Consider the following 13,630-nt stretch of genomic DNA (forward strand, 5'->3'; position numbering starts at 1 on the left):
TGGTGGCACTACCCGGTGCGATTACGTATGTCGATGCGCGACCGGTACGACTTCGCTGTATCGCGGGGTCGCGTTTTCGTGCAGCAGATCGCCGAGGTACTGGCCAAGTTCGTCCGCGCTGAGCGAGGACGGAATCTGCAGATTGGCCGGGCGCCGCTTGCCTTCGGCCCCCAGATCGAACACGGCCCAGCGGCCGTCCGTGCGCACCACGGCGAGCAGCCGGCCGAACGCGTTGAAGCGGTATTCGTCCTGCATGGCGTCGCTCCCGTCGCGTGAGCTCGCCGGCTGCCCGTGTGCGTCTACTGGATCGAACAGGACAGCCAGCGATGGATTTTGATTGCGTCGCTCGATACGCCGGCACGCGTCGCCGCGCCGAGCAGCACGACCGTTTCGCGGCGGCCTTTCACGCGCATGCGCATCACGACGCCGTGCCCCGATTCGTTGATGAAGCCGGTTTTCTGCAGCCGGATCGGCAGGCGGCGGTAGCGTACGAGCGGGTCGGAATTCACGTACACGAGTTCACCGTCGCCGGGGCGCACGGTGGTCGACAGATCGGTCGAGAAATAGCGGATCAGCGGGTCCTGCGCGGCCGCGCCGACGAGCCGCGCGAGATCTTCCGCCGTCGACACGTTGTGTGGCGACAGGCCGGTCGGCTCGCGGAAGTGCGTATGCCGCATGCCGAGCCGGCGCGCTTCGCGGTTCATCGCCTTGACGAACGCGGCGCGCCCGCCCGGATAGTCGCGGCTCAGCGCGGCGGCCGCGCGATTCTCCGACGACATCAGCGCGATATGGAACATCTCGCGGCGCGACAGTTCCGAGCCGACCTGCAGGCGCGAACCGGTGAACTTGATCGTGTCGCGATCGCGCGCGGTCACGCGCAGCACGCCGTTCAGCGGACGATCGGCATCGCGCGCGACGACGGCCGTCATCAGTTTCGAGATCGAGGCGATCGGCCGGACGGTGCGTGCGTTGCGCGCCAGCAGCGGGGTGCCGGAATCGACGTCGAGCACGTAGGCCGCGCGGGAATGCAGCGAACCGACCGCGCGCGGGGTGTAGCCGCAACTGGCGAGCAATTTCGGTTTCGCGGGCGGGCGTGGCCGCACGGCGGTCGTGCGTTTCGCGCGCCGCTGCTGCGGCGCGGGCGCCGCGTGGCGTTTGGCCGCTTGATGCGTCACGCGCGAGCGGCGATGCTTGACGGCCTTTTTCTTGCGATGGGGTTTCTTCTTGACGGCCTTCGTATGGGCATGCGGTTGCGCATGGGCGGTGCGATGCGGCTGCACGCGTTGCGCGGACGCATTCGTGGCGAATGCGAGCAGCAGGAACGACAGGGCGAGGATCAGGGTGGTCCGGGCGCGAGGCAGGCGCGCGATGAGGCCGGTCAAGCGAAAGTCTCCTTTTCACGCGCGATGCGGCTGCGCGGAATGCGTGGGCGGTCAGCGGGTGCGGGAAATTATACGGTCGATCGCCGGGCGATGACGATCGGATGACGCGCAATGACGCGTGATACGGGAGGATTCCGGTCGTTTTCGCGCTGCCGGGCAGCGGTGCGGGTGGGGAGAAAGGCGGGCGGGTGCGCGGTTCAGCGCGGCCAGTTCCGCCGCGACACGACTGCGAAACTGATCGCGATCGAACCCGTCACCGCGCGTGGCGGCGCCTCTTCCAGCGCATCGCCGAAGCGAAAGCGGCGGCTGCGCCCGTCCGTGCGTTCGGCACGTCGCTTCGGCGCGCGGGTATCGGCGGCAACCGCGCATGCGTTTGCACCCGCGACATCGCATGATGATTCGGCCACGCAGTCGGCCGCTGGATCGAGGGACATGAAGGTGAATTCCGGGAAGGGCATGTCCGTATTGAACGCCATTGCGTTCGATCGGTAAAATGAATATTTCGATCATTATGATTCCGTTGAAGAATGGAACTGAAACTGCTGCGCACGTTCCTGACGGTGACCGAGCTGTGCCATTTCAGCCGCGCGGCCGATGCACTGCACATGAGCCAGCCTGCGCTCAGCAAGCAGATCGGCGCGCTGGAGGCAAGCCTCGGCGGCAAGCTGTTCGAGCGCGGCCGGCATGGCGCGGAGCTGACGCCGTTCGGCGAACGCTTCCTGCCCGACGCGCAGGCGCTCGTGCGCGATGCGGACGAAATCCTGGCGCGTGCGCGGGAAGCGACCAGTGGCCAGCGCGGGCATTTGCGGCTCGGCATCTGCCTGTCCGTGCTGACGCTCGTGCCGAAGCTGATCGCCGAATTCCGCCGTTGCAATCCGGGTATCGCGGTGACGCTGAGCGACCTGTCGTCGTCCGAACAGACGCGCCGGCTGCGTGCCGGCAAGCTCGACGCCGGTTTCCTGCGCCTGCCCGCCGACGACGGCTTGTCGTCGTTCAAGGTGACCGACGAAGCGCTCGGGCTTGCCGTACCGCCTCACCTGGGCTTCAAGCGCGTGCCGGCCAACCTCGACGTGCTCAACGAGATCGGCTTCATCGCGCTGCAGCGTGCGCGCGGCCCGGGGCTGGCCGCGCAGATTGACCGGTGGTGCGTCGAGCGCCGCTTCGTGCCGCACGTGATGCAGCAGGCGGAGGACGTGCAGTCGGTGCTGACCTCGGTCGCGGCCGGCGTCGGCGTCGCGTTCATCCCGTCGAGCGCGCGGTACCTGCTGCGCGACGCGACGGTGCTGCCGCTCGACGGCCGGGACGCGAAGTGGCGCGTGGGGCTCGCGTGGCTGTCCGATCGCGACGATCCCGTCACCGCGCGTTTCGTGTCGTTCATGCGCAGCGCGCTCAAGGGCGCGTGACGCGGCGTATAGTGTCCGCGAGCGTTTTCTCCCTGCTTGCCGGCGCGACGCCGGCCGACGAACCCAAACCGATGACTTCCGAAACCGACGAATCCCCGCTCGATCCCGCACTCGTCGCCACGCTCGCGACGCTGAACGAAGCCGCCAGCGATCCGGCCGGCAAGACGTGGTCGCTGCCGAAGATCGCGAAGCGCGCGCAACTGCCGATGAGCACGTTGCGCCGCGTGCTGACGCAGCTCGACGCCGCGGGCCTGAGCGCGACGACGCTGAACGAGGACGGTACCGGCAGCGCCGCGCTGACCGACGAAGGGCGCGCGGTGTGTGCGCAGCTGTTCGGTGCGAACGATGCTGAATGAAAAACGGGCCGCTGATGCGGCCCGTTGCATGGGCGTGGCTCGATGCGCACGCCGCGCCGGCCCGCTCGGCGCTCGCGAGCACGGGCCGGCGCATCGTCATCCACGCGCGATCAGAACCACTGCTTGTAGCGGCGCACGTAGATCGTCTTGACGATCTGCGCGAGCACGATGTAGCCGACCATCGTCGCGGCGAGCCACAGCCAGTAGGTGCCGGGCAGGTGCATGAAGCCGATCGCCTCCGCGAACGGCGAGAACGGCAGCCAGCAGCCGATCGCGATCGCGGTGAAGGTCGACAGCAGCACCGGCAGCGACGCCGTGCTCTGCAGGAACGGGATCTTCTGCGTGCGCAGCAGATGCACGACGAGCGTCTGCGACACGAGGCTCTCGATGAACCAGCCCGAGTTCATCACGATCTGGCCGCTCGCGCCGCCGTTCAGGTGATACAGCGCGCCCGCACCGAACACGGTCCACATCAGGATGTACGTCGTGATGTCGAACACCGACGACGTCGGCCCGACCCACAGCATGAAGCGGCTGATGTTGCCGGCTTCCCACTTGCGCGGCTTCTTCAGGAACTCGGGGTCCATCTTGTCCCACGGCAGCAGCATCTGCGACGTGTCGTAGATCAGGTTCAGCACCAGCAGTTGCGTCGCGAGCATCGGCTCCCACGGCAGGAACGCGCTGGCGACGAGCACCGAGAACACGTTGCCGAAGTTCGAGCTGGCGGTCATGTTCAGGTACTTCAGGATGTTGCCGAACGTCTCGCGGCCCTTGATCACGCCTTCCTCCAGCACCATCAGGCTCTTTTCGAGCAGGATGATGTCGGCGGTTTCCTTCGCGATGTCGGCGCCGCTGTCGACCGAGATGCCGACGTCCGCGTCGCGCAGCGCGGGCGCGTCGTTGATGCCGTCGCCGAGGAAGCCGACCGTGTGGCCGTTCGCCTGCAGCGCCTTGACGATGCGCGCCTTCTGCAGCGGCGTGAGCTTCGCGAACACGGTCGTGCGTTCGACCACCTGCGCGAGCGTCGCATCGTCGAGCGCTTCGATTTCCGTACCGAGCATCGGTTTGCCGGGTTCGAGGCCGACCTGGCGGCACACCTTCATCGTGACGGTCGGGTTGTCGCCCGTCAGCACCTTCACCGCGACGCCGTTCTCGCGCAGCGCGGCGAGCGCCGGCGCGGCCGATTCCTTCGGCGGATCGAGGAAGGTCAGGAAGCCGCGCACGACGAGATCGTGTTCGTCGGCGGTGCGGTATTGCGCGCGTTCTTCGCCGCGCGGGATCGTGCGCGTGGCGAGCACGAGCACGCGGAAACCGTCCTCGTTGTACGCGGTGGCCTGTTCGAGCAGCCGCTTGCGGGCCACGAAGTCGAGCGGACGCACGCCGTCCTCATCCTGCACGTGCGTGGAGACGGCCAGCATTTCCTCGACCGCGCCCTTGCAGATCAGCAGGTGCGTGCCGCGCGTATCCTCGACGACGACCGACAGACGGCGCCGCACGAAGTCGAACGGCAGTTCGTCGATTTTCTTGTAGCCCTGCGGCTTCACGCGTTCGCCGATCTCGTCGGCGCGCGCGACGACCGCGATGTCGATCAGGTTCTTCTGGCCGCTCTGGTGGAAGCTGTTCAGCCAGCCGAGCCGCAGGATGTCCTCGTTCTTGTGGCCGGACAGGTCGAGGTGGTGTTCGAGGATGATCTTGTCCTGCGTGAGCGTGCCGGTCTTGTCGGTGCACAGCACGTCCATCGCGCCGAAGTTCTGCACCGAGTTCAGCCGTTTGACGACGACCTTGCGGCGCGCCATCGCGACCGCGCCGCGGGCGAGGTTCGCGCTGACGATCATCGGCAGCATCTCGGGCGTGAGGCCCACGGCCACCGCGAGCGCGAACGTGAGTGCGCTCAGCCAGTCGCCCTTGGTCAGCCCGTTGATCATGAACACGATCGGCACCATCACGAACATGAACTTGATCAGCAGCCAGCTGACGCTCGCGACACCGCGGTCGAAGCTCGTCTCGATACGCTTGTGGCTCACGACGTTGCGCGCGAGCGAGCCGAAGTACGTGTCTTCGCCGGTCGCGACGACGACGGCCGTTGCCGTACCGCTGACGACGTTGGTGCCCATGAAGCAGACGTTCTCGAGATCGAGCAGCGATGCCGGTGCGCCGTTGGCCGCGCCGGTCGCGTGCGTGCCCGCGGATTTGCCGGCCACCGCGCCGAGCGTGTCGTACTTCTCGACGGGCAGCGCCTCGCCGGTCAGCACGGCCTGGCTGATGAACAGGTCGCGCGACGCGAGCAGCCGCACGTCGGCGGGGATCATGTCGCCGGCGGAAAGATGCACGATGTCGCCGGTCACGACTTCGCGCATCGGCACCTCGCGGCGCGTCGGTTCCGACGTGTCGGTCATGGCGCGCTGCACGGTCGCGGTCGTGCGGACCATCGCCTTGAGCTTCTCGGCCGCGCGCAGCGACCGGAATTCCTGCACGAAGCGCAGCAGCGCGCTGATCGTGACCATCGTCAGCAGGATCGTCATGCCGACGTAGTCGCGATCGTCGGGCGCCGCGAAGTAGACGTCGGTGAAGAAGCTGATGGCGGCCAGCACCAGCAGCACGTAGACGAACGGGTTGTGGAACGACAGCAGCAACTGGCGGGTCCAGTGCGGCGGCTTGTCGTGCGCGATTTCGTTCGGGCCGTCGTGCTGCAGGCGGCCGGCGGCCTGGTCGTAGGTGAGGCCGCGCGTGCTGGTGTGCAGCGACTTCAGCGTGTCTTCGAGCGGGCGGGCCGCTTCCTGCGCGGCGCGCATGATGCGCGGGTCGTTCTGCTGGCCGGCGCCGGCTTTGATGAAGCCGCGCTGTTTCTTGTGCGAGGTGTTGTGTCGTGTCGTCATGAGTCGCTCCTTGCGCACGAGGCGGCGGGCGGGGAGCGACCGTGACGTCATCGACGCACGAACGCTCCCCGCCGCGTCGCGTCAGGCGCGATCGGCTGTGGATCGGTAAAGGCGGGAACGCTCGCCGGCGCGCAGGATGCGCGCGGCGTGTCGATGCGCGGCGTCGCACCGGCGAGCGGTAATCGACTACTGTCGTCTGAGTTCATCTGCACTCCTGTCGGTTGCGGAGAATCGGCGCGGGCGATCGGCGGCGGCGCGCGCAACGAGGCGCGCGGCCGGACGGCACGCGAACGGAGAGCGCGCGCGCGACGGCGCGTCGCGTGCATTCGACAACATCGAAAATTCGGCGGGAGATCTGGCCCGTGGTCAGGCCGGAAGGGCGCCGCATCCTGCTTCCCGGGATGCGGCAGAAGACGAGGCTCTGCGCGTTTTCCTCAGGCAGCAGTCAAGTTGGCCAGGGACCAACTACAACTCGCATCGGTGTTCACAGAACACTCCATGTAACTAGACGGGGGCGATGGTAATGGCTCGCTGTGCGAAGCGTCAACCCTTTTGTCAGGCGTTATTTCGAGATGCGTGATCGAGGCGGCGCGCGTGTGCAGTCGCGTTCGATCGCCCGTCATGAAAAGGCCGCGCGCCTGCGATGTCGGCAGGGGCGCGGCCGCGTCGAACGAGGTGCCGGTTACTGGTTCGCGGTCGCGACGGCGGCCCCCGCATCGAGGATGCCCGAGCCTGCCGGCAGCGCGGTGCACGACGTGCCGGCGGCCAGCTTCGCCGCGCGCGTGCCGCCTTGCAGCTTCTGCAGGATCTGCGCGGGCGTGAGGTTGCCGTTCACCGACAGCATCAGCGCGGCGACGCCCGTCACCTGCGGCGCCGCGAGGCTGGTGCCGTTCGCGGGGCCATAGGTGTCCGAGCCCGGCGTCGTCGTGCCGGTGTTCGACGTCGACAGGACGTTGACGCCCGGTGCGCTCAGCGCGACATCGGCGCCGAAGTTGCTGAACGATGCGCGGCGGCCCGTCGCGTCGGTCGCGCCGACGGTGATCACGCCGCGGCAGTTCGCGGGCTGGTCGAGCCCGGTCGACAGGCCGTCGTTGCCGGCCGCGACGACCACGGTCACGCCTTTCGCGGTCACGTCGTCGATCGCCTGCTGGAACGTCGTGCTGCATGCGCCGACCCCGCCGAGGCTCAGGTTGATGATCTTCGCGGGGTTCGGATTGTTCGGCACGCCGTTGACGGGAATGCCGGCTGCCCAGCGCATGCCGTCGGCGATGTCGCTCGTCACGCCGCCGCACTTGCCGAGCACGCGCACCGGCAGGATTCGGCTGAGCCACGAGACGCCGGCGACGCCGGTGCCGTTGTTGGCGGTCGCGCCGATCACGCCCATCACGCGCGTGCCGTGCCAGCTGCTGTTGCTCGGCTGGCTTGCGCAGTGATAGTACGGGCCGTTGGCGTTGTCGAGTTCCTGCTGCGTGACCCAGTCGCCCGGATCGGTGGCGTCCGGGCCGCGCGTCAGGCCGTTGTTGCTGGTGTTGACGTTGCTGATGAAACTGTAGCCCTGCTGGATCAGATTGCCGACGAGATCGCCGTGCGGTCGGTAGCCGGTGTCGAGCACGGCCGTGACGACGGTCGGCGAACCTTTGGTCACGTTCCAAGCGGGCGGCAGGTCGATGCCGGCGGCCGGGTCGGACAGGTACCACTGCTGGTTGTAGAGCGGGTCGCTCGGCGTGTCGCGGATCTGCATCGGGTGATCCGGTTCCGCGTAGTCGACGTCGCTGTCGGCCGCGAACGCCTGCGCGAGCGCGGCGGCATCGGTGGCGTCCATGCGCTGGCCGAGCGACAGCACGGCCGCGCCGTTCGAGATCGTGCGCTCGACCTGCACGTTCACCGGCGTTTGCGCGACCGTGCTCGCGTACGCGCGTGCGCTGCCGGTCACCGGCGCCGTCCAGCGCGTCATCGCGCGCTGGATCACCGCGTCGAGTCGCGAGCCGTTGTCGATGGCCGCCATCGCGCGCGTGGCCGTCAGCGTCTTCAGCTTGACGATGAGGTGATCGACCGGTGGCTCGGCCGGCGCGGTCTGCGCGGCCATCTGCACGGCGGCCTGCTGCGACGTGCATGCATTGCCGCCGGACGACGCGGGCGGGGTGGTCGGGGCGGGCGCGGGCGTGGGAGCCGGCGTCGGGGCGGGTGTCGGCGCGGGCGATGCGTTGGACGAAGACGGGTTGCTGCCGTCGCCGCCGCCTCCGCCGCAGCCGGCGAGGGGCAGGAGGGCGGCGGCGGACAGCATGCCGGCGAGCATGCGCGCATGTGCGGGGCGCGCCAGCGCGAAATTGAAACGTTTGGCTCTCATGTTGAAACTTGATCCTCGTAGATAACCGTCGTGCCGGCGGTGGCGCCGGTCCGGCTGAGCCGGACCTTGTGTTTTTGTCTGACGGTTGCAGCGGGTTGCTGCGACGCGCCATGCACTGGGTAACGGCGTGCGCGGCGGCTTCTTGAGTGCGTTTCGCGAGAAAAACAGGGGGTGCCGCAAACGATTCCGTTGGTGCGTCGCAGCATGAACGCGCGTTTGGAACGACCGGCACAGACGGCACGGGCGAGGCCGTGCGCGGCGCGGTCGGGCGAACCGCGTGGCGCGGCCCGGTTTGCGCGGCACGGAAAACATCTTTCAGGATCGAGCTCGGGCGGAAGGTTGCTTACGCTTGCCCTGATGTGACGCGAATATTGTCGGGCGTAGGATCGCGATTCGATCAACGTTTCATCAGGAGACACGCATGGATCGCCGTTTCCGTTGTCTCGCCGTCGCGCTGGCCTGTGCGCTGGCCGGCGCCGCGCACGCGCAGGCCCTTACCGGTACGCTGAAGAAGATCAAGGACACGGGCGTCGTGTCGCTGGGCATTCGCGAGTCGTCGGTGCCGTTCTCGTATTCGGACAACCAGCAGAAGAACATCGGCTACTCGCGGGACATCGCGTCGCGCGTCATCGACCAGTTGAAGATGGAGCTGAACCTGCCGAACCTCGCGGTGAAGGAAATCCCGATCACGTCGCAGAACCGCATTCCGCTGTTGCAGAACGGGACGATCGACTTCGAATGCGGCTCGACGACGAACACGCTCGAACGGCAAAGGCAGGCCGCGTTCTCGAACAGCATTTTTCTCTACGGCATCCGTTTCAGCACGCGCAAGGATTCGGGCGTGAAGGACTTCGCGGACCTGGCCGGCAAGACCGTCGCGACGACGGCCGGTACGTCGGACGAGCGCCTGCTGCGCAAGCTCAACGAAGAGAAGGCGATGAACATGACGATCATCAGCGCGAAGGATCATGCCGAAGCGTTCATGAACGTCACGACCGGGCGCGCGGTGGCGTTCGTGATGGACGAGCCGCTGCTGTACGGCGAGATCGCGAAGGACCGCAACCCGGGTGCGTACACGGTCGCGGGCACGCCGCTCGTTCACGAAAACTATGCATGCATGATGCGCAGGGACGATCCGGCGTTCAAGCGCGTCGTCGACGGCGTGATCGCGAAGATGCAGACCTCGGGCGCGGCCGAGAAGCTGTACGACCAGTGGTTCATGCAGCCGATTCCGCCGAAGGGCGTGAGCCTCAACTATCCGCTGTCGGCGGAGATGAAGCAGCTTTTCAAGAATCCGACGGACCAGGCGCAGTACTGAGCACCGCGTCGTGGCGATATCGCGCCACCCATGAAAAACCGCCGGCACATGCCGGCGGTTTCGTTTTGCGGCCCCGGTCGCCCGTGCGCCGGACGCGCGCGTCAGGCCTTGATTTCAGGCCCGCGTGCGGCCGGCCGTGCCGGCGCCGCCGGGGCGGGAGCGGGCGCCATCGAACGCGCCGAAGGTTGCACCGGCACGATCACGACGACCGGTTCCGGCATGGCCCACGGCGCCATCGCGAACCCGACGGGCTGCGGCATCGGCATCGCGAATGCGTTGGCGAGCGCGATGTGCTGGAGCGCCATCATCTGCTGCTGCATCGCGACCATCTGGGCCTGCGCCGCCTGCATCCGGTACTGCGCAACCTGCATTTGCCGTAACGCTGCCGCGGGCGGCAGGCTGCCCGACGACGTCTGCATCTCGAAGCTCGCGCCGCCTTGCGGGCTGTGCCAGCTCCACGTGCTGACCTTCATCGGGCCGACGGCCGTCTGGACGACACGCGTTTCGGCTTTCACGGGCACGGCCTGCCCGTCGACATTGACGAACATCGGTTGGGCGGCCGCCGCGCCGGCCTGCCCGGCCAGGGCGAACACGGGCGCCAGCGCCAGCGCGCCCGCCGCCATATACGAACGGAATCGCATCTTCGTATCTCCATCAAACGAGACTAATCGAATCAACAATGACGTGCGGCTCACGGAGTGAGCCATCCGAGACGATGCGGCCGTTGGCTTAAATCAGCATTAAAACCGCCGCCGGCGGGCCGATCGGCGCATGTCGGAACGGGCTGCCATCGGCATTCAACCTCGCCCGTGCCAGGGGCATCCTGTCGCCCGGTGCAACAACAGGCACAATACGGAATTCGCCACCCTCGCACGCATGTTCGATATTCGAACATCGACCGTGCGGCACTGCTGCCCGATCTCCTTCCCAGTCGTCATGAACGCCACGCTCACTCCCGCGCGCGAGTCGAATTCGCCGCGCTTCCTGCTGTTCCTGATCTGCCTGTTCGCGTCCGCCGGCCAGCTCGCGATCGACATCTACGTGCCCGCGCTGCCCGACATGGCCCGTTCGTTCGCGACCACGCCGCAGGCGATCCAGTCGAGCGTGTCCGGCTACATGGCGGCCTACGCGCTGGGCCAGCTGATCTTCGGGCCGATCGCCGACGCATACGGCCGCAAGCGCGTGCTCGCGTTCGGGCTCGTGATCTACACGATCGGCTGCCTGCTGTCGCTCGGCGCGCCGAACCTCGAGACGTTCGTGCTGGCGCGCTGCCTGCAGGGCTTCGGGATCGCGACCACCAACCTGCTGGCGAAGGCGATCATCACTGATTCGTTCTCCGGCCAGGCGTTGATGCACGCGTTCACGTACATGTCGATCGCGTGGGGGCTGGCGCCGATCATCGCGCCGGTGATCGGGGCGCACCTGCAGGAATGGTTCGGCTGGCGCGCGTGCCTGGTGTTCCTGCTGGTCTACTCGTTGGCGATGTGGGCGCTGCTGTGGCGCTACCGCGAAACCTTGCCGAAGCCGGTGCATCTCGAGCCGCGCACGCTGATGGCGAACGCGGGCAAGGTGCTGGCCAGCCCGGTGTTCCAGAGCTGCTTCCTCGCACAGGGGCTGTGCTGCAGCATCCTGCTGGTGTTCAACATCGTCGGGCCGTTCATGGTGCAGACCACGCTGCACAAGCCGCCGACCTTCTTCGGTTATCTCGCGCTCGGCATCGGCCTCATGTATTTCCTCGGCGGCCTGTCGAACCGGATTCACGGCCGCGGGCTGCCGAGCGCCGAGCAACGGCTGCGGATCGGCGCGCGCGTAATGGCGGGCGCGTCGGTCGCGATGCTGGTGCTGGCGCTGACCGTCGGCCTGCGCGTGTGGACGCTCGCGACACCGGTGCTCGTGATGGGTTTCTGCGCGGGCGCGATGTATCCGACGCTGATGGCCAAGGGCAATTCGCTGTTTCCGCATATCGCCGGCCTGACGAGCGCGATCCTCGGCTGTGCGCTGCTGCTCGTGTCGTCCGCGATGATGGGCCTCGCCGGCTTCGTGTCGATTCACGTGCTGACGCCGCTGGCGGTGTTCTTCGTCGCGTTGTCGTTCATCGTCGTGTGGATGGTGACGAAGCTGCTGCGGTATCTGTCGCGGCAGCAGGCGGCGCCGGTGGTGTGCGGGAGCGGGGAGGCGGCGTAAGCCGCCTGCCGACCGACTCATGAACCGGATTCTGCTGAAGCGCGCCGCCCGGTCCGACGCCGCCGACCTGATCGACGCCAACCGCACGAGCCGGAGCCATCATCTGCCGTGGGTCGATTCGTTCATCGACCAGGCCGGCTTCGATCAATGGTTCGCCCGCTGCCTGACGGGCCCGAACGTGGGATTCATCGTGCGCGAGCGGGCATCGGGCGCGGTGGTCGGCGTGGTGAATCTCAACGAGATCGTCGGCGGGGTGTTTCAGAGCGCTTATCTTGCGTACTACGGAATGGCGGAGTTCAGCCGCAAGGGGCTGATGACGGATGCGTTGCGGGCGGCGATCGACGTCGCGTTCGGCGAACTCGGGCTGCATCGGCTCGAAGCGAATATCCAGCCGGCCAACCATGCGTCGATCGCGCTGGTTCGGCGGCTCGGTTTCAGGCAAGAGGGATTCTCGCCGCGCTATCTGCGCATCGGCGGCGAATGGCGCGACCACGAGCGCTGGGCGCTGCTGGCCGACGACGCGCGCGAAGGCGGCGCCTGACAGTCGTTTCCCGTCCCGCCTCGCGGGGCTTACAGCGGATGCGCGGCGCCTGCCTGCTGCAACAGAGACACGGCAACCGGGTCCGGCAGTCCGTTCGAATCAATCGCCCCAGCCTTGGCCAGCGCGACGAGATCGCCATCGACGCCCGGTTGCCCGACCACGAACGAGGTGGTCAGGAACGCCGGTGCGGCGAGCGTGACCGCATAGCGCTGCTGCAGGTTCGTGACCACGGCCGATTGCGCGGCCTGCACGGTGTCCGGGCTGTTCATGGCCCGCTGGTAGCGCAGGCTGCCCTGGAAATTGCCGATCAGCCCGGCCGTGTTCGTCCCGAGTTGCGCCGCGAGATAGACGAGCATCAGCTCGGTCTCGGGCGTCGTGTTGAAGGTGCCGCCCGCATAGGCGAGCGAATGCAGGCTCGCGCCGCCCGACGCCACGGTGATGACGCACGGCAGCGCCGCGTTGAGCGTCACACGGTAGTTGCCGCCGCCGTCCGTCAGCGTCGTTGCCGAGCCAACCGCGCAATTGACCGCCACCTGCGCGCTCGCGAGCGCGTCGCCCGTCGCGGCCGTGCCCGACAGCGAGACGGTTTGCGTGTTGTCGTTGAAGCACACGTCGACGCCGAAACAGGCATCGCCGTTGCAGGCCTGGAGGGCGGCGAGCGTTGCAACGCACAAGACGCCCAGCGCGGGGCGGGTGAAGCGCGTAAGGCGAATGTTCATGGTCGCGGGCAATCGAGAGAATGAGGCAACCGGGCGCGTCGGGGATGCGGCGCTGCTGTCATTCTATGTCCTGAACCGCGGTGCTGCTCGCCCGTTCGGTGTGCCGTAGGCGGGGTACCGCCGGGCAGACGCGTTATGGGGGCGGGGGGCGGGCCGGCGCCATGACGTAAGCGAGCAACAGGCTCAGCAGGATGCTGAGCCCGAGCACGTGCCAATGGCTGGCGAGCAGCCGCTGGAAGTGCTCGCCCATGTCCGGCGTGATCCACCAGCAGGTCATGGGATGCATGCGAGCCTGATGGCACTCCAGGATGCCGCCGTTTCGATACGCGTCCCACAGGCTGTCGGCGGCATACAGACCCAGGAAGAGCGGGATGATCTGTACGCCATGCCGGAGTAGTTTCCGCTCGGTTTCGGGTGTCATCGCTGTCGGTCGGGAATCGGCCTGCGTCGGTTCGTCGTCGGCGCCCGAATGCAGCGCGTGCCCGGTATTGTCGAACTAATTCA

Annotated in this window: 13 protein-coding genes; 5 read left to right on the top strand and 8 right to left on the bottom strand. The window is 67.4% G+C overall.

Annotated elements, in window-relative coordinates; genetic code table 11:
* Positions 1-21: 21 nt before the first annotated feature.
* The 3 genes from BLS50_RS17670 to BLS50_RS36365 all read right to left on the bottom strand — a co-directional run bounded on the left by BLS50_RS17670 (position 22) and on the right by BLS50_RS36365 (position 1,858).
* Positions 22-255: a DUF7661 family protein gene (locus BLS50_RS17670; protein WP_027806172.1), complete on the bottom strand. Its 234-nt coding sequence runs from the start codon at positions 253-255 to the stop codon at positions 22-24.
* Positions 256-299: 44 nt separating this feature from the next.
* Positions 300-1,382, bottom strand: a complete 1,083-nt coding sequence (locus tag BLS50_RS17675; RefSeq protein ID WP_027806171.1) for a serine hydrolase — start codon at positions 1,380-1,382, stop codon at positions 300-302.
* A gap of 197 nt (positions 1,383-1,579) precedes the next feature.
* Positions 1,580-1,858, bottom strand: coding sequence for a hypothetical protein (locus BLS50_RS36365; protein WP_027806170.1), 279 nt, complete (start codon positions 1,856-1,858; stop codon positions 1,580-1,582).
* Between the two features lie 51 nt (positions 1,859-1,909).
* Between BLS50_RS36365 and BLS50_RS17685 the strand changes: the two genes are divergently transcribed.
* Both BLS50_RS17685 and BLS50_RS17690 read left to right on the top strand, forming a co-directional pair.
* Complete coding sequence (locus tag BLS50_RS17685) at positions 1,910-2,785, top strand: LysR family transcriptional regulator (protein ID WP_053524575.1); 876 nt, start codon at positions 1,910-1,912, stop codon at positions 2,783-2,785.
* Positions 2,786-2,856: 71 nt separating this feature from the next.
* Positions 2,857-3,141, top strand: coding sequence for a hypothetical protein (locus BLS50_RS17690; protein ID WP_027806169.1), 285 nt, complete (start codon positions 2,857-2,859; stop codon positions 3,139-3,141).
* A gap of 110 nt (positions 3,142-3,251) precedes the next feature.
* Here the strand turns inward: BLS50_RS17690 and mgtA are convergent, their stop codons facing one another.
* On the bottom strand, positions 3,252-6,017 hold the full coding sequence (mgtA, locus tag BLS50_RS17695) for a magnesium-translocating P-type ATPase (protein ID WP_074806472.1): 2,766 nt from the start codon (positions 6,015-6,017) through the stop codon (positions 3,252-3,254).
* A gap of 682 nt (positions 6,018-6,699) precedes the next feature.
* Entirely contained in the window at positions 6,700-8,364 is a 1,665-nt protein-coding gene (locus BLS50_RS17710) for a S8 family peptidase (RefSeq protein WP_069231234.1), read from the bottom strand.
* Positions 8,365-8,785: 421 nt separating this feature from the next.
* Between BLS50_RS17710 and BLS50_RS17715 the strand changes: the two genes are divergently transcribed.
* Positions 8,786-9,682 (top strand): glutamate/aspartate ABC transporter substrate-binding protein, encoded by an 897-nt coding sequence (locus tag BLS50_RS17715; protein ID WP_074803033.1) that lies wholly within the window; start codon positions 8,786-8,788, stop codon positions 9,680-9,682.
* Positions 9,683-9,783: 101 nt separating this feature from the next.
* On the opposite strand, the gene BLS50_RS17720 is transcribed toward BLS50_RS17715, so the two are convergent.
* The gene (locus tag BLS50_RS17720) at positions 9,784-10,323 is read right to left on the bottom strand and encodes a hypothetical protein (protein WP_074803036.1); all 540 of its coding nucleotides are present in this window, start codon (positions 10,321-10,323) and stop codon (positions 9,784-9,786) included.
* A gap of 295 nt (positions 10,324-10,618) precedes the next feature.
* Between BLS50_RS17720 and BLS50_RS17730 the strand changes: the two genes are divergently transcribed.
* Positions 10,619-11,866, top strand: coding sequence for a multidrug effflux MFS transporter (locus tag BLS50_RS17730; RefSeq protein ID WP_074803042.1), 1,248 nt, complete (start codon positions 10,619-10,621; stop codon positions 11,864-11,866).
* A 19-nt stretch (positions 11,867-11,885) separates the two neighbouring features.
* Positions 11,886-12,407, top strand: coding sequence for a GNAT family N-acetyltransferase (locus BLS50_RS17735; RefSeq protein WP_074803045.1), 522 nt, complete (start codon positions 11,886-11,888; stop codon positions 12,405-12,407).
* Positions 12,408-12,436: 29 nt separating this feature from the next.
* Here the strand turns inward: BLS50_RS17735 and BLS50_RS17740 are convergent, their stop codons facing one another.
* Both BLS50_RS17740 and BLS50_RS17745 read right to left on the bottom strand, forming a co-directional pair.
* On the bottom strand, positions 12,437-13,126 hold the full coding sequence (locus BLS50_RS17740; RefSeq protein WP_074803047.1) for a hypothetical protein: 690 nt from the start codon (positions 13,124-13,126) through the stop codon (positions 12,437-12,439).
* A 133-nt stretch (positions 13,127-13,259) separates the two neighbouring features.
* Positions 13,260-13,547: a hypothetical protein gene (locus BLS50_RS17745; protein WP_074803050.1), complete on the bottom strand. Its 288-nt coding sequence runs from the start codon at positions 13,545-13,547 to the stop codon at positions 13,260-13,262.
* Between the last annotated feature and the right edge of the window lie 83 nt (positions 13,548-13,630).

Origin of the sequence: Burkholderia orbicola (assembly GCF_900100915.1) — a bacterium.
GTDB classification, from domain to species: domain Bacteria; phylum Pseudomonadota; class Gammaproteobacteria; order Burkholderiales; family Burkholderiaceae; genus Burkholderia; species Burkholderia orbicola.

Bases quoted from the DNA above. Each gene is read 5' to 3' on its own strand.
- BLS50_RS17735 (WP_074803045.1), top strand. From the start codon at position 11,886: ATGAACCGGATTCTGCTGAAGCGCGCCGCCCGGTCCGACGCCGCCGAC.
- BLS50_RS17690 (WP_027806169.1), top strand. From the start codon at position 2,857: ATGACTTCCGAAACCGACGAATCCCCGCTCGATCCCGCACTCGTCGCC.
- BLS50_RS17730 (WP_074803042.1), top strand. From the start codon at position 10,619: ATGAACGCCACGCTCACTCCCGCGCGCGAGTCGAATTCGCCGCGCTTC.
- BLS50_RS17745 (WP_074803050.1), bottom strand. From the start codon at position 13,547: ATGACACCCGAAACCGAGCGGAAACTACTCCGGCATGGCGTACAGATC.
- BLS50_RS17715 (WP_074803033.1), top strand. From the start codon at position 8,786: ATGGATCGCCGTTTCCGTTGTCTCGCCGTCGCGCTGGCCTGTGCGCTG.
- BLS50_RS17685 (WP_053524575.1), top strand. From the start codon at position 1,910: ATGGAACTGAAACTGCTGCGCACGTTCCTGACGGTGACCGAGCTGTGC.
- BLS50_RS17740 (WP_074803047.1), bottom strand. From the start codon at position 13,126: ATGAACATTCGCCTTACGCGCTTCACCCGCCCCGCGCTGGGCGTCTTG.
- BLS50_RS17710 (WP_069231234.1), bottom strand. From the start codon at position 8,364: ATGAGAGCCAAACGTTTCAATTTCGCGCTGGCGCGCCCCGCACATGCG.
- BLS50_RS17720 (WP_074803036.1), bottom strand. From the start codon at position 10,323: ATGCGATTCCGTTCGTATATGGCGGCGGGCGCGCTGGCGCTGGCGCCC.
- BLS50_RS17670 (WP_027806172.1), bottom strand. From the start codon at position 255: ATGCAGGACGAATACCGCTTCAACGCGTTCGGCCGGCTGCTCGCCGTG.
- mgtA (WP_074806472.1), bottom strand. From the start codon at position 6,017: ATGACGACACGACACAACACCTCGCACAAGAAACAGCGCGGCTTCATC.
- BLS50_RS36365 (WP_027806170.1), bottom strand. From the start codon at position 1,858: ATGGCGTTCAATACGGACATGCCCTTCCCGGAATTCACCTTCATGTCC.